The 24,257-nt window shown below is 35.8% G+C and carries 24 protein-coding genes; 15 read left to right on the forward strand and 9 right to left on the reverse strand.

The genetic code is table 11. The annotated features are described in order from the left end of the window. Positions 1-633 precede the first annotated feature (633 nt). The 5 genes from JF259_RS13455 to lhgO all read left to right on the forward strand — a co-directional run bounded on the left by JF259_RS13455 (position 634) and on the right by lhgO (position 5,756). Positions 634-2,235, forward strand: coding sequence for a hypothetical protein (locus tag JF259_RS13455; RefSeq protein ID WP_199115885.1), 1,602 nt, complete (start codon positions 634-636; stop codon positions 2,233-2,235). A gap of 2 nt (positions 2,236-2,237) precedes the next feature. Then, positions 2,238-2,681, forward strand: a complete 444-nt coding sequence (locus JF259_RS13460) for a hypothetical protein (protein WP_199115887.1) — start codon at positions 2,238-2,240, stop codon at positions 2,679-2,681. Positions 2,682-3,158: 477 nt separating this feature from the next. Next, positions 3,159-3,746, forward strand: coding sequence for a hypothetical protein (locus JF259_RS13465; protein ID WP_199115889.1), 588 nt, complete (start codon positions 3,159-3,161; stop codon positions 3,744-3,746). A 56-nt stretch (positions 3,747-3,802) separates the two neighbouring features. Further along, a complete protein-coding gene (locus JF259_RS13470; protein ID WP_199115891.1) occupies positions 3,803-4,441 on the forward strand; it encodes a hypothetical protein in 639 nt (212 codons plus the stop codon). Between the two features lie 91 nt (positions 4,442-4,532). Continuing rightward, on the forward strand, positions 4,533-5,756 hold the full coding sequence (gene lhgO / locus JF259_RS13475; RefSeq protein ID WP_233164279.1) for an L-2-hydroxyglutarate oxidase: 1,224 nt from the start codon (positions 4,533-4,535) through the stop codon (positions 5,754-5,756). Positions 5,757-5,957: 201 nt separating this feature from the next. Here lhgO and JF259_RS13480 read toward each other — a convergent pair whose 3' ends face one another. Further along, positions 5,958-6,146, reverse strand: a complete 189-nt coding sequence (locus JF259_RS13480) for a hypothetical protein (RefSeq protein WP_199115895.1) — start codon at positions 6,144-6,146, stop codon at positions 5,958-5,960. Positions 6,147-6,216: 70 nt separating this feature from the next. Here JF259_RS13480 and JF259_RS13485 point away from each other — a divergent pair, with 70 nt between their 5' ends. The 3 genes from JF259_RS13485 (at position 6,217) to JF259_RS13495 (ending at position 8,498) form a co-directional block, all read left to right on the forward strand. Beyond that, complete coding sequence (locus JF259_RS13485) at positions 6,217-6,456, forward strand: helix-turn-helix domain-containing protein (RefSeq protein WP_199115896.1); 240 nt, start codon at positions 6,217-6,219, stop codon at positions 6,454-6,456. A 117-nt stretch (positions 6,457-6,573) separates the two neighbouring features. Further along, positions 6,574-7,716, forward strand: coding sequence for a methionine aminotransferase (locus tag JF259_RS13490; protein ID WP_199115898.1), 1,143 nt, complete (start codon positions 6,574-6,576; stop codon positions 7,714-7,716). Positions 7,717-7,718: 2 nt separating this feature from the next. Continuing rightward, positions 7,719-8,498, forward strand: coding sequence for an amidohydrolase (locus JF259_RS13495; protein WP_199115899.1), 780 nt, complete (start codon positions 7,719-7,721; stop codon positions 8,496-8,498). Here the strand turns inward: JF259_RS13495 and JF259_RS13500 are convergent. Together JF259_RS13500 and JF259_RS13505 are read right to left on the reverse strand one after the other, a co-directional pair. Beyond that, positions 8,485-10,116 carry an Ig-like domain-containing domain gene (locus JF259_RS13500; protein ID WP_317192089.1) on the reverse strand — a complete coding sequence of 544 codons (1,632 nt, stop codon included), beginning with the start codon at positions 10,114-10,116 and terminating at the stop codon, positions 8,485-8,487. The genes JF259_RS13495 and JF259_RS13500 overlap by 14 nt on opposite strands. A 37-nt stretch (positions 10,117-10,153) precedes the next feature. Next, a complete protein-coding gene (locus JF259_RS13505) occupies positions 10,154-10,831 on the reverse strand; it encodes a ComF family protein (protein WP_199115900.1) in 678 nt (225 codons plus the stop codon). Positions 10,832-10,940: 109 nt separating this feature from the next. Between JF259_RS13505 and JF259_RS13510 the strand changes: the two genes are divergently transcribed. Beyond that, complete coding sequence (locus JF259_RS13510) at positions 10,941-12,482, forward strand: glycine--tRNA ligase (RefSeq protein WP_199115901.1); 1,542 nt, start codon at positions 10,941-10,943, stop codon at positions 12,480-12,482. Between the two features lie 262 nt (positions 12,483-12,744). On the opposite strand, the gene JF259_RS13515 is transcribed toward JF259_RS13510, so the two are convergent. From JF259_RS13515 to JF259_RS13525, 3 genes are all read right to left on the reverse strand, one after another. Next, positions 12,745-13,293: a DUF3575 domain-containing protein gene (locus tag JF259_RS13515; RefSeq protein WP_199115902.1), complete on the reverse strand. Its 549-nt coding sequence runs from the start codon at positions 13,291-13,293 to the stop codon at positions 12,745-12,747. A 65-nt stretch (positions 13,294-13,358) separates the two neighbouring features. Then, positions 13,359-13,829, reverse strand: a complete 471-nt coding sequence (locus JF259_RS13520; RefSeq protein ID WP_199115904.1) for an Lrp/AsnC ligand binding domain-containing protein — start codon at positions 13,827-13,829, stop codon at positions 13,359-13,361. A gap of 75 nt (positions 13,830-13,904) precedes the next feature. Continuing rightward, entirely contained in the window at positions 13,905-15,269 is a 1,365-nt protein-coding gene (locus JF259_RS13525) for a saccharopine dehydrogenase family protein (protein WP_199115913.1), read from the reverse strand. Between the two features lie 68 nt (positions 15,270-15,337). On the opposite strand from JF259_RS13525, the gene JF259_RS13530 reads away from it, so the two are divergent. Continuing rightward, a complete protein-coding gene (locus tag JF259_RS13530; protein WP_199115915.1) occupies positions 15,338-15,733 on the forward strand; it encodes a DUF423 domain-containing protein in 396 nt (131 codons plus the stop codon). A 62-nt stretch (positions 15,734-15,795) separates the two neighbouring features. Beyond that, positions 15,796-17,412 carry a phosphoenolpyruvate carboxykinase (ATP) gene (gene pckA / locus JF259_RS13535; protein ID WP_199115917.1) on the forward strand — a complete coding sequence of 539 codons (1,617 nt, stop codon included), beginning with the start codon at positions 15,796-15,798 and terminating at the stop codon, positions 17,410-17,412. Positions 17,413-17,470: 58 nt separating this feature from the next. Here pckA and JF259_RS13540 read toward each other — a convergent pair whose 3' ends face one another. Both JF259_RS13540 and JF259_RS13545 read right to left on the reverse strand, forming a co-directional pair. After that, positions 17,471-18,220, reverse strand: a complete 750-nt coding sequence (locus JF259_RS13540; protein WP_199115918.1) for a uroporphyrinogen-III synthase — start codon at positions 18,218-18,220, stop codon at positions 17,471-17,473. 23 nt (positions 18,221-18,243) lie between these two features. Continuing rightward, the gene (locus tag JF259_RS13545) at positions 18,244-18,888 is read right to left on the reverse strand and encodes a DUF4271 domain-containing protein (protein ID WP_199115919.1); all 645 of its coding nucleotides are present in this window, start codon (positions 18,886-18,888) and stop codon (positions 18,244-18,246) included. 240 nt (positions 18,889-19,128) lie between these two features. Here JF259_RS13545 and JF259_RS13550 point away from each other — a divergent pair, with 240 nt between their 5' ends. From JF259_RS13550 to JF259_RS13560, 3 genes are read left to right on the forward strand one after another with little or no spacing between them, the layout of a single operon-like run. Next, on the forward strand, positions 19,129-19,848 hold the full coding sequence (locus JF259_RS13550) for a polyprenol monophosphomannose synthase (RefSeq protein ID WP_199115920.1): 720 nt from the start codon (positions 19,129-19,131) through the stop codon (positions 19,846-19,848). Between the two features lie 57 nt (positions 19,849-19,905). Further along, positions 19,906-21,252, forward strand: coding sequence for a dihydroorotase (locus tag JF259_RS13555; RefSeq protein WP_199115921.1), 1,347 nt, complete (start codon positions 19,906-19,908; stop codon positions 21,250-21,252). Then, positions 21,249-21,746: a DUF4296 domain-containing protein gene (locus tag JF259_RS13560; RefSeq protein WP_199115922.1), complete on the forward strand. Its 498-nt coding sequence runs from the start codon at positions 21,249-21,251 to the stop codon at positions 21,744-21,746. Before JF259_RS13555 ends, JF259_RS13560 begins: the two co-directional genes overlap by 4 nt. Here JF259_RS13560 and JF259_RS13565 read toward each other — a convergent pair. Beyond that, positions 21,730-22,740 carry an NAD-dependent epimerase/dehydratase family protein gene (locus JF259_RS13565; RefSeq protein ID WP_199115923.1) on the reverse strand — a complete coding sequence of 337 codons (1,011 nt, stop codon included), beginning with the start codon at positions 22,738-22,740 and terminating at the stop codon, positions 21,730-21,732. The genes JF259_RS13560 and JF259_RS13565 overlap by 17 nt on opposite strands. A gap of 177 nt (positions 22,741-22,917) precedes the next feature. Here JF259_RS13565 and tyrS point away from each other — a divergent pair, with 177 nt between their 5' ends. Further along, entirely contained in the window at positions 22,918-24,213 is a 1,296-nt protein-coding gene (gene tyrS / locus JF259_RS13570; RefSeq protein WP_199116008.1) for a tyrosine--tRNA ligase, read from the forward strand. Positions 24,214-24,257: the final 44 nt, after the last annotated feature.

Below are 24,257 nucleotides of genomic sequence, written 5' to 3' on the forward strand. Positions count from 1 at the left end.
CACTTTTGACAAAACACCTATAAATGAGTTGTTTATGGAAAATAAAATCAATCAAAAATTCAAAGAACAACCTAATTTATTCAATAACAATGAATTATAAACGCATCACTACTAATTGACAATAATGAGTTCAATTTGAAAATGGTGTTGTTTTTAAGTCTTATCTCTTGACGTTACATTAAGAGACTGTTTAAAATTCGTTTTTGAAATTTGTTATAGGTCATTTTTTTGCCAATTAAGGCTTTAAAACCGGAGTTTAGCAGCGCTAAATGAGGATTTTCATAACGAAAAGTGGTGAAAAAAGGGGCATAACAAAACCAAAAGGTGGAATTTAAACAGTCTCTAAAATTATCGCTATTTATTTTGAGTAATTTTAGGTCGTAAATGGTTTAATCGAAAAGAATTCCTCGCTCTGCCTCGGGGATAGTTCGTTTCAAGAAACTCTTTATTAACAAGAGGCTACCTGATATTTGATTCTCATTTAGATCTTTGTAGCAATTGTGTACAATAATAACTGATTTAGATAACAACTATAACCATTAACAAGGTGTACTATTAAAATACTTAAACCGAAGAAAAAACTTACCACATAGAATTTTTTTGTAAATTGCGCGAATTATAATACAATTTACTATGAAAATCAATATTGTTGTTTTTAGAAGGTTTTTTATCCTTTTTACAATGCTATGTGCAGTCTTAAGCTGTGAATACTCTGAACCCCATAAAGATGCTCTTGTAGAAAGTGAAACAATGGGTTCAAGAAGAATAGTGAGGCAGGTAAAAACCTTGTTCGAAGCACAACGACTTAAGCAGGATAGTAATATTTTTAAAGGAAATTTAACTGTAGATTGGCAATCCCTAAGCATGCAAACAAAAGATAGTACTACCTACTATGTATTTGAAGCACAAACTGTCGAAAAATGGCAGGTGGAGTCTTCCATTCTACAAGATGATATATTTAATGTCATAGCCTTTGTTAACAACAATAATGAAATTGAAGTTTCGTTATTAAAGATAAAGCCCCACAAAGAAAGTCCTGTTCAGGATTACAGTTTTTTTAATTTAGAGAGTTTTGGTGGGATGTTGTATTTCTATAACCTAGAAGGAGAACTTCCGCTAATTGCATATTGGGAAGATGGACAAATGGTTGAGAGTATTGAGAATGAGCTCATTCCTAAAAACAAATTGCATTTTTCCACTGCCAAGTGTGCCCAAAAGGTGGTTAGGGATCTTAAGCTTACCAGCAAGTGTAATTCCCTGGACCCCGATTGCGACAGTAACCCCTTGGATCCCTGTAGAGGTGGTGGTGGGGGCTATGTACCCGTAGTAACCTATTACTATACCGATTGGTATAAAATATATTCTAATGGCGATAGCGAATATACCTATACACAGTACAATGGTAGTACTACAGAGTATGTATATGTGAGCAATCCCGATGGTGGTAATTACAGCCAAAGTGCTTATAGCTACTATAACTATTATGCGAGTGGTAGCGGTGGCTATTACACTAATACAGCTCCAGAAGCCGTTGCTCCCAAACGGGTTATATTAGATACAACATTCCAGAATAATGACAAGGCAAATTGTACTTTCGAGCAGTTGTTGGAAAATTCCCAACTTAAACGGCTTTTAAATGACTTTTTTGGTGAGGATGCAGCATATGATCTGTATTTTGAGGTTGTTCCTAATTTAACTTGTGGAAATAGTGGTGATCCAGAAGGTTGCACGTCAAACAATTTAAAGAGTGAGGGGGCGGTTACTATCAAAATAGACCAAGATTATATCAATGACGTTCAAACACCAACTTTATTTATAGCACAAACTATTATTCATGAAGCCATACATGCTAATATGTATTTAGCGATTTACAATCATGTAAATGGGAATTTAGCTAACATTCCTGATGTTGATGATTTTCCAGCTATTTATGAAGAGTATAGGGTGCTGAATAATTGGCAGCACGAGTTTATGGCAGACCATTATATAGGACTTATTGCCCAAGGTTTACAGGAAGTGCACCTCAGGTTAAACGATCAAATCTTTATTGACGATTTGGTAAACAGTTATCCAGATCTTACCTTAGAGGCATTTTATACCAATTTAGCTTGGATAGGCTTAAATGGTACACAGTCACAAACGACGTATTTAAGTAACCCAGACAATTTGGCTAATTATAGTATATGTTATGAAGCAGCCAAATCTAATTCAACAAAAACTCCTAATTGTAACTAAACATGAAAAAGTCAATTTGTTTAATAATTAGTATTTTATTTGTGATGTTAAGCTTAAGCTTTATGGTTAGAAGATCACAAATTGAACAGCCTCTTTATTTTTATTTTAATGCCCAAGATAGCTTGATGTCAAAAAAATATAGCGGTTATGACAAAATAACCAGTAAGGGTATAGGTAGTCTGAAATACATTTATTTGCTTGAAAATGACAATATAATTTTTACACCCAAGGAAAAAGGAGATAATCCTAAAAGATTACAAATTGCATCAAAAGATACCCTTGGCTTCAACGTAAAAACTATAAAATGGCTTAAAAACTATAATGGTATTCAAAGAGATTCTATCTTTTTGAGAAAAGGAAACAGAAAGTATTATGTTATAGAAAAGCAAGCTTCAGATAACAAATTGTATATGGTTGAAGTAGTTTTTATGCAAGAAACAGAATAATGATTTTGAACTTTTGTAATCTAGATAATTAGACTAATTACAGTATAAGCTATGAGGCGGACAGGGCAAATTCTAATAAAAGCCCTAACTGCAATTAGACATGAAATCAGCCATAACAATTCTTGGTGCCAACAGTGAGTTTAATAGCGAATTACAATTACATCTAACGGATAAGAATAATAAGATTTAAACAGATGAAGCGCATGGAAAAATTTATGTTATTTGCCATACTGCTTTTGCCTTTTCATAGCTGTTTGTCACAACAGCATAAGAGAGATACACTCTTTATCCTTTTTGACCAGAAAAAAGATGGCATGAAGTTACCTTAATGTTTTAAACTTTAATTGCCTCCTGCTAAGTTTCTGAAAATCATGTCATATTAGGTGAGATTCCTAAGGAATATAGCGTCGAAATCGGTTGTGTCAAACGCATCTTTAAATAGGATAATGTAGAAAATTATAATTTGAAAATACCCCTATGAAGAAATTAAAACATATAATTATTGTACTCATCTTGATTGTTAATACGTCATGTAGTTACAGTAAGGTTTCTCAAGATCAAATAGATATTTACAATTTAGTAATAGACAAGGAAATCGTTCCTCTGATGCCCCCACCAAAATTTGGAGATAATTCAGGAATGTCAGAACGTGTAAAAGATTCGTTGAGAGCGATTAAATTTAAGGTTGCTGTGTCAAACCGTCTGGAATTATATAACGATAAATCATTTAATATTTTTGGTTTTGAACATTATAAAACAGCAAGAGAAGATTTATTGGCAAATAAAAATCATTTATTGATTAACCGAGAATGGACAAAAACGAATTTAGGACATACCATAAAAATAGTCGATTTAAACAAATTAGATAAAGAGCACGTTTTTAAAGAATACTATAGATTGGTTTTTTTGTCCAATGTTGGGTTTAATAAAACAAAAGATAAGGCATTGGTTGTTATAGGTTTGAAGTATGGTGGAAAATTATCTGGTAAGGAAAAACTTTATATGTTGGAAAAGGTTGATGGGAAGTGGAGAGTAAAGAATGAAAAAACGATTTCTATATCATAAAATTCGGTTGGTTCAACCCGTAAATAAATTAAAAAATGCCTATAATGCGATTAATTATGAAACTCTTATTGATAACATTACTGGCTTTAGTTATCAGTTGTTCTTCTAGCCAAACAGCTAAAAATGAAGCATTAAATGTAATTGCTGTAGTTTACAAGCGTATACCTAAAATGTTAATGCCACCTCCGCCGCCACTAACTAATAGTGAGGTTAAGGAAGAAAACAACATAAACTATGCTCAGCTCAAACCCCTTAAATTCACTTACGCAATACATGATCATTTTGTTTATTTTAATTTTGATTATGTAAGTGGTATTTTTAATCGATTTCATCCTGCAAAATCAAAGGAATTATTCGAAGAAAAAGCTTTAGACAGTTCTTACATGGAATTAGTAAAAGGTTTGTCTAGAGATAAATCAGAGCAGAAGATTGACAAAGCGAAGCTTATTAAAAGTGCCGATGAGGATTTAATTTTTTGGAATAAGCAGACTATTAGCAGACAAGAAAAGGCAGATACTAATATTTCTGGAATCATCAGTTTTTCCAAAGTATCATTTAATGATAATCTTACCAGAGCAGCGATAGTTGTTGGCGATTATTTCGGAAAAATTAGTGGTGGCGTTAATCTATATATTTTAGAGAAAATAAATAACAAATGGGAGGTGAAGTTTAGTAAAACATTAGAAATCTCTTGAAATAAACAAAGGAATAGAGTAGGTGAAACTTAAATGGTCTCTTGATTACATTAAAATTATCGCTATTTTCAAGCAGTAAATGTTCTCTGCTTTGGAAACTCAAAAAATATATGATATTACTATTGTTGGCGGTGGGATTGTTGGGGCTGCATCGGCTTATAAATTACAACTTAAATACCCCAATTTAAAGCTTTTGCTCATTGAAAAGGAAGAGCGTCTGGCAGCGCATCAAACTGGCAATAATTCCGGCGTTATCCATTCGGGACTCTACTATAAGCCTGTTTCGGCTAAAGCTAAAAATTGTGTCGATGGGCGTAAGCAGTTGGTGCAGTTTGCTAAAACCTATGGTATAAAACATGAAGTATGTGGCAAAGTGGTTGTTGCTGTCAATGAATCGGAGTTGCCCTTTATGGATAAGATTTTTAACAATGGTTTAGCTAATAATACCGAGGGTATCGAAAAAATAGATGCCAATCAGCTAAAAGATATTGAGCCTCATGTAAAAAGTATTGGCGGTATATGGGTGCCCTGTACCGGTATTATCGATTTTAAGGGCGCTACCGAAAAGCTGGCAGAATTGGTCTTGGCAAAACAATCCGAAAGTAATATAGTGCTTGGGGAGGAAGTAGAATCTTTTATTCATGGCAGTGCTACAAGTTTGGTTATTACCAACAAAAATAAGTACCAAACAAAGCACCTCATATTTTGTGGAGGCTTGCAAGCCGATCGTTTGGCTAAAAGAGACCATGTAAAACTCAGGGAAAAGGTAGTTGGTTTTCGTGGCGATTATTATAATTTAACCGAACAGGCTAAAGACAAGGTCAAGAATTTAATTTACCCCATACCCAATCCCGCATTTCCATTTTTAGGAGTACATTTTACCCGTATGGTCAATGGCGATGTAGAATGCGGCCCCAATGCTGTTATGACGTTTAAAAGAGAAGGCTATGGTAAGACCGATTTTAATATAAAGGATACTTTGGATGCCCTTACTTATTCCGGGACATGGAACTTGTTGTTCAATAACTCCCGGTTTGCCGTAAATGAATACCGAAGGGCCTTTTCAAAAAAACTGTTTTTAAAAACTTTACAACGACTCATACCAACTTTGACTATCGACGATATTGAACCCGGAAGGGCTGGTGTACGTGCCATGCTGCTCAAAAAAGACGGTCGTATGGAAGATGATTTTCGGATTGCTTACAACGGCAAAAGCATTCACGTGTTAAACGCACCTTCGCCCGCAGCCACAGCCTGTTTGTCCATTGCAGACAGTATTATAGAAAAGGCAGGGGTGTATTTCAATCTGGATTAAAATGGTTAAGGGTTATAATAGAAATTTAAATGGGTTTAAGGACGTTTTTTGCTTTGGTTAACGGACAGTCTTTGAATGAAAATCATGTCAGGTTGAGTGGAATCCCGAAGGGATTTTGTATCGAAATCAAATGATTTTATTATATCAAGTTCAAAATAGCTAATTTTCGCTTCAATAAAAAAAGTCAAGATAAGTTCATTGTTATTTTTTTAAGTTGTCGACAATTCTTTTCATAGTAAAAACAACATTCTGAATATCTTTTTTGTCAAAAATGTCTTCTTCAATGTAAAACAACATCTCAACTCCCAAATCTAAGTATTTTGCAAATTCTTCTGGAGATAAGGAGCAATTGTCAATTAGTTTAGAAAAATCTATTTCTTGGTTTCTCATAAAACTTGTCATATATGGCATTAATATATGCAAATATAAGTCTTTTCTTGACTTGTCAAATATGGCAAATATGAAAAAGTCAGAAGTTTTAAAAATTGTAGGTCAGAACATAAAAAGAATCCGACTTGAAAAAGGTTTAACTCAGGTGGATTTGGTTGGTAAAATCGAGGCAAGAATAGATACAACAAACATTTCAAGAATTGAAAAGGGAAGAACTAACGCCACGATTCATACTTTATTCAAGATAAGTCAGGCTTTAGAAGTTCCTTTGTCGGAAATATGCGATGTACATTTTTATAAAAGCGAATAGTATTTCTACTTAGACGTTTCAATTACATTTTGTTTCAACATTGCAAATCAGTTCGTATTTTTTAGAGTCCGTTTTTATTTGTGTTTGAGTGAATTAATTAAAGTTATCTTTACGGCTATGCTACATCCGTCAAAACTACCCCATATAGGCACGACTATTTTTACCGTCATGAATCATCTGGCAAAAAAGTATGATGCTATCAATTTATCGCAGGGATTTCCTGATTTCAGCCCTGATAGGAAGTTGATCGATCTGGTTACAAAAGCCATGTATTCGGGGTACAACCAATATGCTCCTATGGCAGGAAATATGGAATTACGTGAAGCCATTGCGAAAAAGTATGATGTACTGTATAAAAGTAGCTACCATCCCGAAACCGAGATAACGGTTACTGCTGGTGCAACCCAAGCTATTTTTTGTGCCATTTCAGCTTTTGTAAAACCGGGAGATGAAGTGATTATTTTCCGACCTGCTTACGATTGCTATGAGCCGGCTATAGCTTTAAACGGGGGTAAGGCCATATCTATAACACTCGATGGTCCAGAGTATCAGGTTAACTGGAACTCTGTAAAAGAAGCGATCAATGATCGCACCAAAATGATTGTCATAAATACACCTCAAAACCCTATAGGGACTATCTTTTCAGATAAGGACCTGATGCAGTTACAGGCCTTGACGAAAGACACAAATATTATTGTGCTTAGCGATGAGGTGTACGAACATATTGTTTTTGATGGCGCCATTCATCAGAGTGTCTGTTTATTTCCCGACCTAAAAGCAAGAAGTTTCGTGGCTGCTTCCTTTGGAAAGACCTTTCATAATACCGGATGGAAAGTAGGTTATTGCTGTGCCCCTAAAGTCTTAATGGATGCGTTTAGAAAAGTACACCAGTTTAATGTATTTTGTATTAACCACCCTACTCAAAAAGCCTTGGCCGATTATCTTGAAGAGCCAAGTCATTATATGGAGTTGTCCGGTTTCTATCAGAAAAAGCGGGATTTGTTTTTGGATTTAATAAAGCCATCGCGATTCCGTTTTACGCCTTCCAAGGGAACGTATTTTCAGCTATTGGACTATTCTGCTATCACCCAAGAAGGTGATGTTGACCTCGCAAAACGATTAGTAAAAGAAAAACAGTTGGCTTCCATACCTCTATCGGTATTTTACAATAAGGACATAAATAATAAAGTACTCCGTTTTTGTTTTGCAAAAACCGATGATACTTTAAAACGTGCAGCAGACATCATAAACACGATTTAACTATGCAAGACCAATTAAAAATAGCTTTACTACAATCCGATTTGGTATGGGAAGATCCCAAACAGAATCGCAGTCGTTTTTCTGAGAAAATACAAGCTATCCATGAAGCTGTTGATATGATTATTCTCCCGGAAATGTTTTCGACAGGTTTTACTATGAATGCCAAAGCGGTTGCCGAGACTATGGATGGCGAAACAGTAAGATGGATGCAGGAAACGGCCTTAAAAACCAATGCAGCCTTGATGGGGAGCTTGGTAATTGAAGATAGCGGACATTACTATAACCGACTGCTCTTTGTGGAGCCTTCGGGCGCTATTGCAACCTACAATAAGCGTCACACTTTTACATTGGTGGGCGAAGAAAAGACATATACGGCAGGCACAGAAAAAATAATTGTGGATTACAAGGGCTGGAAAATTTGTCCGTTGATATGTTACGATTTGCGCTTTCCTGTTTGGGCAAGAAACACCGAGGATTATGATGTCTTAATCTATGTTGCTAATTGGCCCAAGCCAAGAGTTGAAGCATGGGATGCCTTGTTAAAAGCAAGGGCCATTGAGAACATGAGTTATTGCATTGGGGTAAACAGGGTAGGAGTTGATGGTGTAAATATTGAGTATCTGGGGCATTCGGCGGTTTACGATGTGTTAGGAGCGTGTATAGCAAACACACGCCCGGGTAAAGAGCAAACGGTTCTCGTTTCGTTGGAAAAGAGACACATTACGGCCTACAGAAGTAAGTTTAAGTTTTTAAACGACAGAGATGCCTTTACTGTGGTATGAGCTCTAATATTTGTTGGGTGTCCCAGTCAGAACGCATGTCGTCATCCAATTCAAAATTACTAACACGTTCGGGTTGTTGTTTTTTCAAATAGTTCCCCGTATCGTGTTTTTGATTCCCATTACTATCAAAAACAACCCTTGCATAATATTTTCCGGGATCCACGGTTAGAAAATCAAACACCTTGTTTTCGGAGGCATATTGTTCGTATTTTATCTCACCTTTCTCTGTTGTTAACTGAACAATAACAGGGTATACGGCATTTTTTAAAATAATACGTAATTTACTGTAATCCGATTCCCTTTTAGTTTTAACTGAATAATTTAACGTGTCATTTTTGTCGTCAAAAAAGTCAGTGAATGCTTCCGGAAGGACTTGTATCTTATAGTTATTATCTTCGACCTTTTTAAAATTAAAGGCATAGGCGTTTGTAATGGTATCAAAAGTCGTTGTAAAATCGACATTTAAAGAGTCTTTATCTATAATGGTCACTTTTGAAGGGTCGAAATTAACGAACGGAACGCTTCCAAAGATCTTAAAGGGTTCGTCGTAACCAATATTTCCCGATGGGAACGATTTTAAGGTTAAAGAGTCTCTGGGTTGCTCACTAATGCGCACGGTAAAATCTTTTTTAACTGTGGGGTGGGATACCGTAAACAGTAAAGAATCTACTTCCAGCCTGGGCTTATACCAGTAATATAACGTGTCGGCTTTTTCGTCTTTGGTGATTCTGTAGTCAAAATCATCGGGGACTTCAGAAGTCATAGTAATTTTCACATCACTATGATCACCTTCATAACCGAAGGCTATTTTTTCACCAGAAAATAAACGCGGACGTACGGGCTTAAAATCAATATCTTCATTAAATAACTTTAAGGTGTAAAGCGAATCGGTAGGTACTTCAATAAAGGTATTATGAAAACCGATTTGATCGGTTTTTTGCTGGAATTTATTATCGCCATTGCCATCCTTTAAAGCCATAAGCATGTATTTCCCCGCTTTAACATTTTCGATAGAAAAGGTAGTGACACTATCTAGCGTATTGGTAATATATTTAGGAACTTCTTTGTAAATAATAGAATCGTTAAACGTAGAATCTACTTCGTACAAGGCAACAGAGACAAAGGTTTCGGGTTTCCGTTTTAGGGCATCTACTATTTGGCCTTTAACAGTTAAAGAATCTATATAATCGCCAGTAGAAAACACATAACGATAATATGGGAAAGGGTTGCCTTCATTGTTGTCTGTAATACTGTTCCCAAAATTAAAGGCATAGGTTGTATTAGGTTGTAAAGTGTCGAAAATTTTTATGGTAATAAATTTACTGGCACTACCGAGCGGTGTTATCTCGGGTTGCGTTTTCATGGGAGGGGATATAATGAGCTGCTTTTGCAGATCCTTTATTTTTACGAACTCGTCAAAATAAACCTTAATTTCTTTTGCTTTAAATTGGGTAGAGTAGTTTTCTGGAACCGATTTAACAATAACTGGCGGTGTTTCATCTTTTGGCCCGCCATCAGGCGAACCGCGGTTGGCACAACTCACAATAATTAAACCTATAAAAACAACTAAAATAAAATTCGAAAGGACTTTATGCATTACCAGTTTTAAATTTTTCACAAACCTACATAATTTTAAAGAGATAACGGCTAACTCATTAAGCTATTGCCATGGTAGCAACACTTATTTTTACGTTTTGGGCTTGGTTTAATACCGTTATACAGGCTTCTAAAGTAGCTCCGGTCGTTATAATATCGTCAACTAAGAGAATGTGTTTATTTTCTATTGTCTTAGTGTTTTGAAGTGTAAAATGCGCTTCGTTGTTTTGCCAGCGGGCAAATCGCTTTTTAGTGACTTGGGATGTAATATTGGTTTTCTTTACCAGCACATTGTCGGAATAACCGCTATCTAGTGCTTCGGCAATACAGGCTCCGAATTTAGCAACCTGATTATAGCCTCTTTTTCTTAATTTGCTCTTATGAAGGGGTACAGGAATAACCATGTCGATAGTGTTGTATGCCGGAATGGTTTTTAGCTCGTTCCCCAGCCATTGCCCTAAAACAACCCCAACCGACTCATAACCTTTGTATTTTAGTCCGTGGATAAGCTGTTGGACAATGCCTTTTTTTTCAAAGCGTAGTAAAGCTGTTGCTTGTGCTACTTTTACGCGACCATAAAACACTTTTAAAACAGTATCGTCATTGTTAAGGTGAAAGTTGGTAACAGGTAAAGCATGTCTGCAATCTACACAAATGGTTTCTTCATTGTCCTGTAATAAGTTAAGGCATGCGTAGCATACTTTTGGGAAAAATAAATTAACTAAGGACTTAAACATGGATTGTAAATAAGCTGTCTTGTAAACATAAGTAAAAAAATAATCAATTTCGCACTTAATTTTTAACAAACATCTCTATTTGTTTTCAGCGGTTTTTTATTTTTGCAGGATGGCAAATCAAGATGATCAATTTAAAAAAGTAATCTCTCACGCAAAGGAGTATGGTTACGTGTTTCAGAGTAGTGAAATCTACGATGGATTAAGTGCAGTTTACGACTATGCACAAAATGGTGCTGAGCTAAAGAAAAACATTCGCGACTATTGGTGGAAAGCCATGGTGCAGATGCATGAAAATATTGTGGGGATCGATGCTGCTATATTTATGCATCCTACCACTTGGAAAGCATCTGGGCATGTTGATGCATTTAATGATCCATTAATTGACAACAAGGATTCAAAAAAACGTTATAGGGCAGATGTTTTAATTGAGGATTACTGTGCTAAGATTGAAGCTAAAATAGATAAAGAAGTATCCAAGGCTGCTAAACGTTTTGGAGAGGCATTTAATAAAGAGGAATTTTTGTCTACTAACGGAAGGGTTCTTGGCTATCAGGAAAAGATTAACACTACACTTTCGCGTATGGCAAAATCTTTGGAAAACGAAGATTTGGCTGATGTAAAAGCGCTTATTGAAGAACTGGAAATTGCCGATCCGTTAACAGGAAGTAAAAACTGGACAGATGTTAAGCAGTTTAACTTAATGTTTGGTACTAAGTTGGGTGCTTCTGCCGAAAATGCGATGGATTTGTATTTGCGACCCGAAACGGCACAGGGTATTTTTGTTAATTTTTTAAATGTTCAGAAAACCGGCCGGATGAAGATTCCGTTTGGGATTGCACAAACAGGAAAAGCGTTTCGAAATGAAATTGTTGCCAGACAATTTATTTTTAGAATGCGTGAGTTCGAGCAAATGGAAATGCAGTTTTTTATTAAGCCTGGAACGCAACAAGAATGGTACGAGCATTGGAAGGAAACCCGATTAAAGTGGCATTTATCTTTGGGTATGGGAGAAGATAATTACCGTTTCCATGACCATGAGAAATTAGCACATTATGCTGATGCTGCTGCCGATATAGAATTCAAGTTCCCATTTGGTTTTAAAGAGTTGGAAGGTATTCACTCTAGAACCGATTTCGATTTAAGTCAGCATGAGAAATATTCAGGGAAGAAATTACAATATTTCGATCCTGAAGAAAATAAAAGTTATGTGCCGTATGTGTTGGAAACATCTATTGGTTTAGATCGCATGTTCTTGGCGGTGTTCTCTAATTCGTTACAAGAAGAGGAACTGGAAAATGGGACTACCCGTACGGTTTTAAAATTACCAAGCGTTTTGGCTCCTATAAAAGCTGCTGTATTGCCATTGGTTAAAAAGGATGGATTGCCAGACATAGCGCGTAAAATTGTAGATGATCTAAAATGGGACTTCAATGTAAGTTATGACGAAAAGGATGCAGTAGGGCGCCGTTACAGACGTCAGGATGCTAACGGAACGCCATTTTGTATTACTGTTGATCATGATACCTTAGAAGATAATACGGTAACCATTCGCTATAGGGATACCATGGAGCAAAAACGTGTTAAAATAGATGATTTAAGAAACATCATCAAGCAAGAAGTTGATGTGCGTTCTTGGTTGATGAAGATGTAATAAAACACTATTTGTCATGCTAAATTAATTCCAGCATTTCTCATAGTATATTAAATCCCAAGTGTTATGCTTGGGATTTTTAGAGACCGTTTAAAATTCGTTTTTGAAATTTGTTATAGGTCATTCTTTTGCCAATTAAGGCTTTAAAATCGGAGTTTAGCAGCGCTAAATGAGGATTTTCATAACGAAAAGTGGTGAAAAAAGAGGCATAACAAAACCAAAAGGTGGAATTTAAACAGTCTCTTAATTAAAAAGGATATTTTTAAAATCTATAGCCTAATGTAATGCCTGCCTTACCTACAAATTCTAAAGATTCGTCATTATAATCTCCAAATAGATTTCTTCCAAAGCCAAGATTTAATTCTCCTATAAAACCACTGTTCGTAACCCACTTGCCACCTAAGCCAATGCCCAAAGCAAAATCTGTAATAGAGTTTTTTTCAGTTATAATGTCATTGTTATTTGAAGAAAAGTAATACTCATTAACAGAATTAAGCATTCCGAATCCTTCTAAAAAGAATCCAGAAGCATATTTTGTTCCAAAATAAAATCGATAATATGGAGATAAATAATAGTTAATATCATCTTTTACTTCATCATCAAAAGGCAAAAATATAGAAACACCTACACCAGATTCTTCGTTAAGGGTTTTTTCGTAAGAAACTTCAATGGCTCCTGCAATTAAAAAGAGTCCGTTTAGTTTTAATTCATTAAAATTTTGTGAATCGGTATTTGTGCTATTAACATTATCTTGGGAAAAAGATTGAGCAAAAACAAGAAAAGTTAATAAGAAGAAGGTTATTTTTTTCATTTTCTTAATGTCTAAGATTTAAGGATGCAATGATACAAAAAATCACGTAAGAAAAAGCTTTAATTTTAAATTTTTATCTGCCTATCAATTTGCTGATCTAAAGAAATGAGGGTCTCGGTTCTTAAAACCCCAACGATAGATTGTATTTTGTTGTTAAGCAAATGCATAACATGCTCGTTACTAAAGCAGAGCATTTTTATAAAGACATTCCATTGTCCCGTTGTGTAGTGACATTCTACAACTTCGGGGATTTTTTTTAGTTCTCTAAAAACGGAATCGTTATTTACATTATTGTCTAAATAAAGACCAATAAAAGCCATGGTTGAATACCCTAATACTTTGGGGTTGATAACAAATCTTGAGCCCGATAGGAGTTTGGCTTTTTCCAGTTTTCGTAAACGCTGGTGAATGGCGGTACCCGAAATGCCAACATTACGGGCAATTTCAAGAATAGGCGTTCTGGCATCGGCCATTAATGCGCGCAGTATTTTTTTGTCAATGCCATCTATAGTAATGACTTTGTTTTTGGTCTTCATATTAATGGAGGCTTCATTTTAAAATTTAAAAGTAACTATTTGGTTTTAATTTGTAATCATTATTGTGGTTGTGTGCTAATTGTTTAAAGGATTGTAGCCCAGATAAGGGACTTCTTTTTCATGAAAACCAATGCCAAATGTTTTAAGCTCTTCTAATATGGGTTCGTATACTTCTTTACTAATCGGGATCTGTACCCCCGGTGTGGTAATTTTTCCATTTAAAATAGCGAGCGTAGCCATCGCTACCGGCAGGCCAACCGTTTTTGCCATGGCTGTATAGGTTTGGTCTGTTCCCAAAACAACCATGCTTGCGTCAATTTGGTGTTTTTTACCGTTTAATTCGTAACCAAACTTATGGTACATAACGATCATGTCTTTATCGTCTTCGGCCAAAGTCCAGCTATCCATTAAAATCTTCTGCAGAATTTGTGCTGGTGTGGCTTTTTTCAAGGCAACACGTTTGTTGGGATTAAAGATGTCCAGTTCAACTAGTTTGTCCCAAACAATATCATCTTGGTCTATTTTAAGTTGGTGTCTCAGTTTAAGTTCTACCGAGTCTGATGGGCTATAAGGCAAAAAGGCATTGACAAAATCGCGATAGCTCATATTTTCACTGTCGTCAATAGTGTAACTGTCGTCGGTCATACCTAGTGTGACAAATATATTCCAAGCACGGCAAAAGCCTACACGTCTTATAGTGCCACGGTATAGGGTTTTTACAGTATCAAGACCATAAGCACTTTGGTATTTAAGTGAATCCCTGTTGGCGTATACTTCAAAACGTCCGTATCCATCAATATCTAAAAATTCAGTACGTCTAAATAGTCGGTTGTAAGGGATGTATTTATAAGTGCCCTCTTGTAAAAATTTAGCAGCACTTCCCTGACCTGCTGTAACAACATTACGTGGATTCCAAGTAAATTTATAGTTCCATAGGTTTGTGTCGCTTTCGGGAGCAACAAGACCGCCAGTAAACGATTCAAATAAAATAGGGTGGCCGCCATTGTCACGTATTTTATCCAGCACTTGCATAGCGCTCATATGGTCAATACCAGGGTCGACACCTATTTCGTTCATGAGTATAATGCCTTTGTTTTTAGCATCTTTATCCAGAGCTTGCATCTCTGGACTTACGTAAGAAGCAGTGACCAAATGCTTGCCGAGCTGTACACAGTCTTTTGCGACTTCTATATGAAAACGAGCAGGAAGCATAGAAATAACTATGTCGGCTTTTTTAATAGCCTTAACACGCAATGTTTCGTTAAAAATATCAAGAGGAACAACCGTTGCTCGCTCATGGTTTCCAATAAGCTTTTTGGCATGGTCGGTATTAAGATCGCCAATGGTAATGTAAAGGTTCTCTGAATCCGATTTATCTAATAAGTATTTTAATAGATAAGAGGTGGATTTCCCTGAACCAATGACTAAAATCTTTCGCATAATGAGATTAGTTAAGTAAGTTTGTTTTACGAATGTAATAAATACTAGGCGTTTTTAAATATTTGAACATGAATAAGACAATATTAATTACCGCAGCACTTTTAGGTTTAACAAGTGTTGCTTTTGGAGCCTTTGGCGCTCATGGGCTCAAAGCATTAATTACAGTGGAAGCACAGCAAACATTTGAAACAGGCGTAAGGTATCAGATGTATCATGCTTTGTTATTATTGTTTGTTGGGAGTACTGCTGCTATTGGGCAAAGGTTGCAAAAACGTATCTTCTATTGTACAGTTTTTGGGCTGTTGTTTTTTTCAGGATCCATTTATGGGTTGGCTACAAATTCCTTAACAGGTTTTGACTTTAAGCACATTGCTTTTATAACGCCTATAGGAGGCTTGTTGTTAATTTTAGCATGGAGCTTTATGTTTGTGAATTTTTTAAAAATGAATTCCAAAAACAAGTAATAATTACACATAACTTAAAATAATGTTTTAATTTTGCGATATAAATAATTTTATAGCAAAATATGGTGAATTACAATCAAACTACGAAAACGATTTCGTTGGATGGATATGGTATTAAAAACGCAAAAATAAACTATCAGCTGTCTCCTGAACAACTTCATGAGATCACGATCGAAAAAGGACAGGGTGTTGAAGCCTCTTCCGGAGCGTTAGCAGTTAATACCGGTGAGTTTACGGGGCGATCTCCCAAAGATCGATTTATAGTTAAAGACGATATTACTAAAGATCGTGTTTGGTGGGGTGATATTAATATTCCTTTTGATGCCGATACGTTTGACGCTTTGTATAATAAAGTTGTGGCGTATTTATCGGATAAAGAGGTTTTTGTTAGGGACAGTTATGCCTGTGCAGACCCCAATTACAAATTGAATATTCGTGTTATTAATGAATATCCTTGGAGTAACTTGTTTGCCTATAACATGTTTTTGCGACCAACGGAAGCCGAATTAGAGGACTTTACGCCAGAATGGACTGTTGTTAATGCGCCTGGGTTTATGGCTAATCCAGATGAAGATGGCACGCGCCAGCATAACTTTGCGATTTTGAATTTCACCAAAAAGATAGCTTTGATTGGCGGAACTGGCTATACAGGAGAAATTAAGAAAGGTATTTTTTCGGCACTCAATTTTATATTGCCTGTATTTAAAAACACCTTACCCATGCATTGTAGTGCCAATGTGGGAGCCGAAGGTGATACCGCTATTTTTTTTGGTTTATCCGGTACAGGAAAAACAACTTTATCTACCGATCCTAACAGAAGTTTAATAGGAGACGACGAACATGGGTGGACTAATGAAAATACCGTGTTTAATTTTGAAGGCGGTTGTTATGCTAAGGTTATAAACCTATCGCGAGACAACGAACCAGAAATCTATGATGCTATTAAGCAAGGCGCAATTCTTGAGAACGTTGTTTTGGACGCTAATGGGCATGTTGATTTTAAAGATACTTCCATTACCCAAAATACGCGGGTAAGTTATCCTATCCATCATATTGAGAATATCCAACAACCATCCATAGGTAAGAATCCAAAGCACATCTTCTTTTTAACGGCTGATGCTTTTGGGGTTATACCACCAATATCTAAATTAACGCCAAGTCAGGCAGCCTACCATTTTATTTCAGGTTACACTGCAAAAGTAGCAGGAACAGAAGCAGGTGTGGTTGAACCGGTACCTTCATTTTCGGCCTGTTTTGGAGCGCCTTTTATGCCGTTGCATCCAGCAAAATATGCCGAAATGTTAAGCAATAAAATGATTGAGGCCGGTGTAAACGTATGGCTGGTTAATACAGGTTGGACCGGAGGGCCTTACGGTGTTGGGAAGCGCATGGAATTAAAATATACCCGCGCTATGATCAATGCGGTATTGAATGGTGACTTGGGTTTGTACAATTACGATGATTACCATATACACTCTGTGTTTGGCGTTGCACAGCCCAGAACATGCCCAGGGGTGCCGACACGAGTTTTAAGTCCTCGTGCCACTTGGAATGATGATGAAGCTTATTATAAAATGGCCTTTAAATTAACCAATGCTTTTCGTGAAAACTTTAAAAAGTTTGAAGCCTATTGCAGTGAAGAAATCCGTCGTGGTGGCCCGCAACGTTATGCCTTTTAAATGTAAAAGCGCGATTTAAAAAATTAAATCGCGCTTTTTATATGAGTTTGTGGGATTGTTACCTCCCTTTGTTAGCTTTTTCAATATATTTTTCCAGAGCCATGGTCATCGATGGTGTTTCAGGCGTTGGTGCTGCAATGTCAACACGCAATCCTTTTTCTTCAACGGCTTTAATGGTTGTATTTCCAAATACAGCAATGCGCGTATTATTTTGTTTAAAATCTGGAAAATTATGGAATAAAGATTCTATTCCGGAAGGGCTAAAAAATACCAAAACATCGTAATATACGTCTGCTAAGTCAGAAAGGTCACTAATAACCGTTTTATAAAATGTAGCTTGCTTCCAATCAATGCCTAATGCGTTTAAGGTTTCTGGAACTTCAGGTTTTACTTTATCGGTATTTGGTAATAAGAATTTTTCGTCTTTGTATTTTTTGATTAATGGAGACAATTCGGAAAAGGTACGTTTGCCCACATAGATTTTACGTTTTCTATAAACCACATATTTTTGTAAGTAATAAGCAACAGCTTCCGACTGGCAAAAATATTTCATGGTATCCGGCACTTTAAATCGCATTTCTTCTGCTACTCTAAAAAAGTGGTCTACAGCATTTCGGCTTGTTAGTATAATAGCAGTGTATTTAGTTAAGTCAACTTTTTGTTGCCTAATGTCTTTTGCAGAAACGCCTTCAACATGAATAAAAGGTCTGAAATCTATTTTTACTTTTTGTTTTTCTTGTAAATCGAAGTAAGGTGAGTTCTCTATTTTAGGTTCTGGTTGAGATACTAAAATTGTTTTTACTTTCATGAGTGCAAGTAGTTTGTTCTTTGTTAGGCAATAAACACCTTGTATAAAATAATATAAGGTGCAATTTCAAGTGCGCAAAGATACAAAATAAAATAAAAAAAGTTGTGTTTTATTAAACTTTGATACGATTTAAACGATGTCATTACCCCTAACAAATTTATAATTAATAGTATTATAACCATTATATAAATATTGGTTAATGATGGGGGAATGGAATAAAGCAGTAGGGCGTTCATCGGAATTAGAAGTAGCCCCATAAAGTTTTTGTAACTAATCTTTTGAAACAAATAGGCGTCTATTATTTTATCGATATCAAAAAGACTGGCTATTAAACGCTCTATAAGTACTTTTATTAAAATTAGGGAACCAATCCCAATAATTAATTTGATGATAATATTTATCGAGAGAATTTTTGTTTCCATTGTGTTTTGATAAATAATTGAACCAAAAACAGAAACCGACAGTATTAAGTTAACAAACAGCAGGGCGTCAAAAGTATCCAGGAATTTTTGTTCCCTGCCATAAATTTTAAGGTACTTAAAGTTGCCTGCAATGGATATGAGATCATTAAAACGTTTAGAGGCTATGAGCTTAGCCAGGGTAACAAATATTAACCCTGTAACGATTAAAATGGTAAACAATTCGTTTGATGTGGTATCACGTAACATGTGGCAAAATTATCGTAAAAATTTAAAAATGCCCTATAATTAATCAAGAGATCATTCAAAGTTGCCAGGAAATTAAGTTTTTTACCCATCCTTGTTCTTTAAATTTTTGTTGCAAGTCCATGATCGAATTTATAGGGGTCTTTTGTTTTTCGTTGATAGGTATTGTAATTTATTTGCCAATGTGGATTATAAAAAAATGTACATTTGCCTAAAATTATACCATTTCAATTAGATTAGCGGATGCAAGATACGGTTGTTATCATTCCAACATACAATGAAATAGAGAATATAGAAGCTATCATTAGAGCCGTGTTCTTTCAATCGAATGATGTGCATATCCTGATTGTTGATGATAATTCTCCCGACCTTACGGGTTTAAAGGTTAAGGAACTACAAAAAGAGTTTTCAAGCAGGTTGTTTTTAGAAAGCCGTAAAGAAAAGTCGGGATTAGGAACAGCTTACATTCATGGATTTAAATGGAGTCTCAACAAAAATTACGCTTATGTTTTTGAAATGGACGCCGATTTCTCGCATGACCCCAAAGACTTGGTTCGCTTGCATAAGGCTTGTGTTGATGGTGCCGATTTGTCTATTGGTTCAAGGTATATAACTGGAGTTAACGTGGTTAACTGGCCTATGAGCCGGGTTTTAATGTCCTATATGGCCTCAAAATATGTGAGACTTATTACAGGAATGAGTATTCATGACACAACAGCTGGTTTTGTATGTTATAAACGGCATGTGTTGGAAGCCATAAATTTAAATAAAGTGAAGTTTGTAGGCTATGCGTTTCAAATAGAAATGAAGTTTAAAGCTTATTTAAAAAAGTTTAATATTGTGGAAGTGCCGGTTATTTTTACAGATCGGACAAAAGGAGAGTCCAAGTTGAGTTCCGGTATTATTTCTGAAGCTATTTTTGGTGTTATTTCTATGAAATTAAAAAGTTTATTTAAAAGTTAGCCTATAAAACGGTATGGTAATTGGTTGAAAGGAACAAGGTAATTATTAAAGAAGAAGATGAAACTAAAAACAACATTGATTAAAAACGCACACATTGTAAATGAAGGTTCCGTTTTTAAGGGGGATGTATTAATAGAAGATACCTATATAAAGGAAGTAAGTGAATCTATAAGTGCCAAATCGGCAGATGTACATGTAATAGATGCCGAAGGCAAGTATATTTTGCCGGGTGTTATAGACGATCAGGTGCATTTTAGAGAACCGGGATTGACCCATAAGGCGACTATTGAAACCGAATCGAAAGCAGCCATCGCTGGCGGTATTACATCGTTTATAGAAATGCCTAACACCAATCCACAAACAACAACCATAGATAAATTAGAAGAGAAGTTTGAAATAGCAGCACAAACATCATGGGCTAATTATTCCTTTATGTTTGGAGGAACTAATGATAATCTAGATGAAATTTTAAAGGTAGATGCCAAGAATGTTGCTGCTTTAAAGCTGTTTTTGGGGTCGTCTACTGGGAATATGTTAGTTGATAATCCTGAGGTTTTGGAAAACATTTTTTCTAAAACCAATTTGCTGATTGCTGTACACTGTGAAGATGAAGCGACCATCAAGGTAAATTTTGAAGCCTATAAAGAAAAGTTTGGAGACGACATCCCCATTAAATACCATCCTAATATCAGGAGTGAAGAAGCTTGTTATTTGTCATCTTCAAAAGCGATTGAATTGGCCAAGAAAACGGGTGCCAGACTGCACGTTTTTCATTTGTCTACAGGGAAAGAAACCGGATTGTTCTCCAATAAGATCCCGTTAAAAGATAAAAAGATCACTGCTGAGGTTTGTGTGCACCATTTATGGTTTACAAACGATGACTATGACAATAAGGGAACACTAATAAAATGGAATCCGGCAGTAAAAACTAAAAACGACCGAGATGCCTTGTGGAAAGCTTTGCTGGATGATAAAATAGATGTTATAGCTACCGATCATGCACCACATACCATTGATGAAAAAAATAATGTTTATACCAAAGCACCTTCTGGAGGGCCTTTGGTTCAGCATGCGCTGCCCGCAATTTTGGAAATGTACCATAAAGGTAAAATTTCAATAGAAAAAATTGTTGAGAAGATGTGTCATAATCCTGCAATGTTGTTTGAAATTGAAAAGCGAGGATATATCAAAGAAGGTTACTTTGCCGATTTGGTAATGGTCGACTTAAACAATCCTTGGACTGTTAAAAAAGATAATATTTTGTATAAATGTGGGTGGTCGCCGTTTGAAGGTACCACGTTCAAATCAAGAATAACACATACTTTTGTTAATGGTGGTTTGGTATATCAAAATGCTAAATTTACAAATGTAAAGGCTGCTAAGCGATTAACTTTTAATAGATGATTTTTAAGCGTGTAATATTATATCTGGGAATTGTGTTGTTTGTAACGGCATGCTACAAATATAAGGCTCCTAAAAAGCCTAAACATTTAATTTCTAAAGATAAAATGGTCAATATTCTTTTAGATCTTAAATTATTGTCTTCAACAACCGGTAAGAATAAAAGAATATTAGACGAGAAAGGAGTTGACGCAGAGACCTATGTGTTTTCAAAATACAATATTGATAGCTTACAGTTTGCATTAAGCAACGAATATTACACGTTTCACATTGAAGACTATGATGAGATTTATAAAAAATTAGAAGACAGTTTAGACATACTAAAGAAAGCATACGAGACACTATTAAAAGAAGAAACAGAGCGCGAACTTAAGGAGAAAAAAGCGAAGGATTCTATTGAGCGGGCAAAGAAAAAATTAAAGGATTCTACTGGAAATGATACTAAGAAGAAGCTAATTGAAAAAGAAGAAGAAGGCGTACTTATTGATCCCGTTTAAGGAATTTGTCGCCAACTTCAAAAATGCACTCATTTATAGGTTTGAAATTATAATTTAAGGCAGTTTTGATTTTTTCACTGCTATAGTGTTTTTCCGATTGTAAGGATGTAGCCAACTGTTTGGTTAGTAATCTTCGTTTTCCAGTCAGCTTGTTTTTTAACCAATCTAAACGCCATATCAAACTTAATAGCAGGGGTGATGCTTGTCTTAGTGGTTTTTTGGCATTGACAGATTGTGCCAAGGATTGCAAGAAATCTTTGTAGGCCCACGTCTCAGCTATTAGGATGAAGCGTTCGTTTACTATGGGACTGTTTAGAAGTGTTGTCATAATGGAAACAACATCTTCAATGGCGATAAGTCCAATATCCCCAGAAGTGTAATATTTAAAACCTTTACTTGCCTTTTTAAACAAACTACCACTGCCATAGTGCCAAATACCAGCCCCTAAAATAACGCCTGGATTAACAATAATGGCATTTAAGCCTTCCTGCGTTGCACGCCAAACTTCCATTTCGGCTCCGTATTTTGTTATGGCATATACACTATTGTCTGCTTCAGGGTTCCAATTCGTATCTTCAGTAATAGGGGTGTTGTTAGTCGAGTTGCCTATGGTCGCAATGGAGCTAACATAACAAAGTTTCTTGATATTATATGATATACAAAGATTCACAACATTAGCGGTGCCTTCAATATTTATTTTTCTTAACAATTGGTATTTGTCAGGTTCAAAAGAAACAAAAGCAGCACAATGATATACATAAGTAATACCAATCATAGCATCAGATAGTCGGTCGATATCCAAAATATCCGCTTTTACCCAATCAATAGCATCAAAAAGAGCATGGTGATTTTGGGTATACGTAGAAAAAATATGTTTTACATTGGTTAGTTTTTGTTCATTTCTATAAATGGCTCGTACTTTTTCGTTGTTACTTACAAGTTTATAAAGCAAATGCGAACCTACTAAACCAGTACTTCCTGTTACTAAAATCATGCAACTAAAGTAAAGAATTATTCATAATGCATGAGTAATTATACATTGATTTTTATCTTTGCCAAAGTTTACTCGATAATCGAGATTTAAACGTTCTGAGGCTTGCCTCAAAATTAAAATGTTTTTCTATAAATACCTTGTGGGATTACCTAGGGTAGTTTACTTAAAATTATATAGCTGATGAAGAATTTTGTTGAAGAATTAACATGGAGGGGCATGATACAAGATAGTATGCCTGGTACCGAAGAGCATTTGCTGGAAACGATGCGTATGGCTTATGTTGGTATTGATCCTACGGCCGACTCGTTGCATATTGGGCATTTGGTAGGCGTTATGGGGCTTAAACATTTTCAATTATCAGGGCATAAGCCAGTGGCACTTGTAGGGGGGGCTACCGGTATGATTGGTGATCCTTCGGGGAAATCGGCAGAACGCAATTTACTTAATGAAGAAACGCTATTACATAATCAAAATGCTATTAAAGCACAATTGGCACGTTTTTTAGACTTTGATAGTGATGCCGAAAATGCAGCCGTTATAGTGAACAACTACGACTGGATGAAAGCATTTTCATTTTTGGAGTTTATCCGTGATGTCGGAAAACATATTACGGTAAACTATATGATGGCAAAAGATTCCGTTAAAAAACGTCTGTCTTCCGAGTCTTCAGTGGGTATGAGTTTTACAGAATTTACCTATCAGTTGGTGCAAGGTTACGATTTTTTGCATTTATATAGAGATAAGCAGTGTACGCTTCAAATGGGAGGTAGTGACCAATGGGGGAATATAACCACTGGCACAGAGCTCATTCGCCGTATTGATGCCGGAAAAGGCTATGCTTTAACTTGGCCATTAATAACAAAGGCCGATGGAACAAAGTTTGGTAAGACCGAAGGAGGAAATATATGGTTGGATGCCGAAAGGACATCTCCTTACAAATTCTACCAGTATTGGTTGAATACAAGCGATATCGATGCCGAGAAGTATATTAAAATATTTACCTTTTTAACAAGGTCGGAAATAGAAGCCTTAGTTTTAGAGCATCGAGAAGCACCACATTTACGAGCTTTACAAAAGCGATTGGCTGAAGAAATAACAACAATGGTACACTCTAAGGAAGATTTAGAGAATGCCATAAGGGCAAGTGAAATTCTTTTTGGAAAATCGACTAGTGAAGATTTAAGACTACTAGACGAAAAAACCTTTCTAGACGTGTTTGAGGGTGTGCCCCAAACGGAGATTGCAAAGTCCGAAGTAGAATCTGGTTTAGATATTATTGGGGCTTTGGCCGAAAAGGGTGGTTTTTTGAAATCTAATGGTGAAGCACGACGCGCTTTAAAGGAAAATTCTATTTCTGTAAACAAAGAAAAGGTAAAAGAAGGTTATAGTATAACTGTTAACGATCTAATCAATAACAAGTTTGTGTTGCTACAGCGCGGTAAGAAAAATTATTTCGTATTACGAACCATATAATACCAATTCAACTTTAAAGTCGAATTGGTATAAAAGAAATAGGC

The sequence above is a fragment of the Snuella sedimenti genome, assembly GCF_016428595.1.
Lineage (GTDB): Bacteria > Bacteroidota > Bacteroidia > Flavobacteriales > Flavobacteriaceae > Snuella > Snuella sedimenti.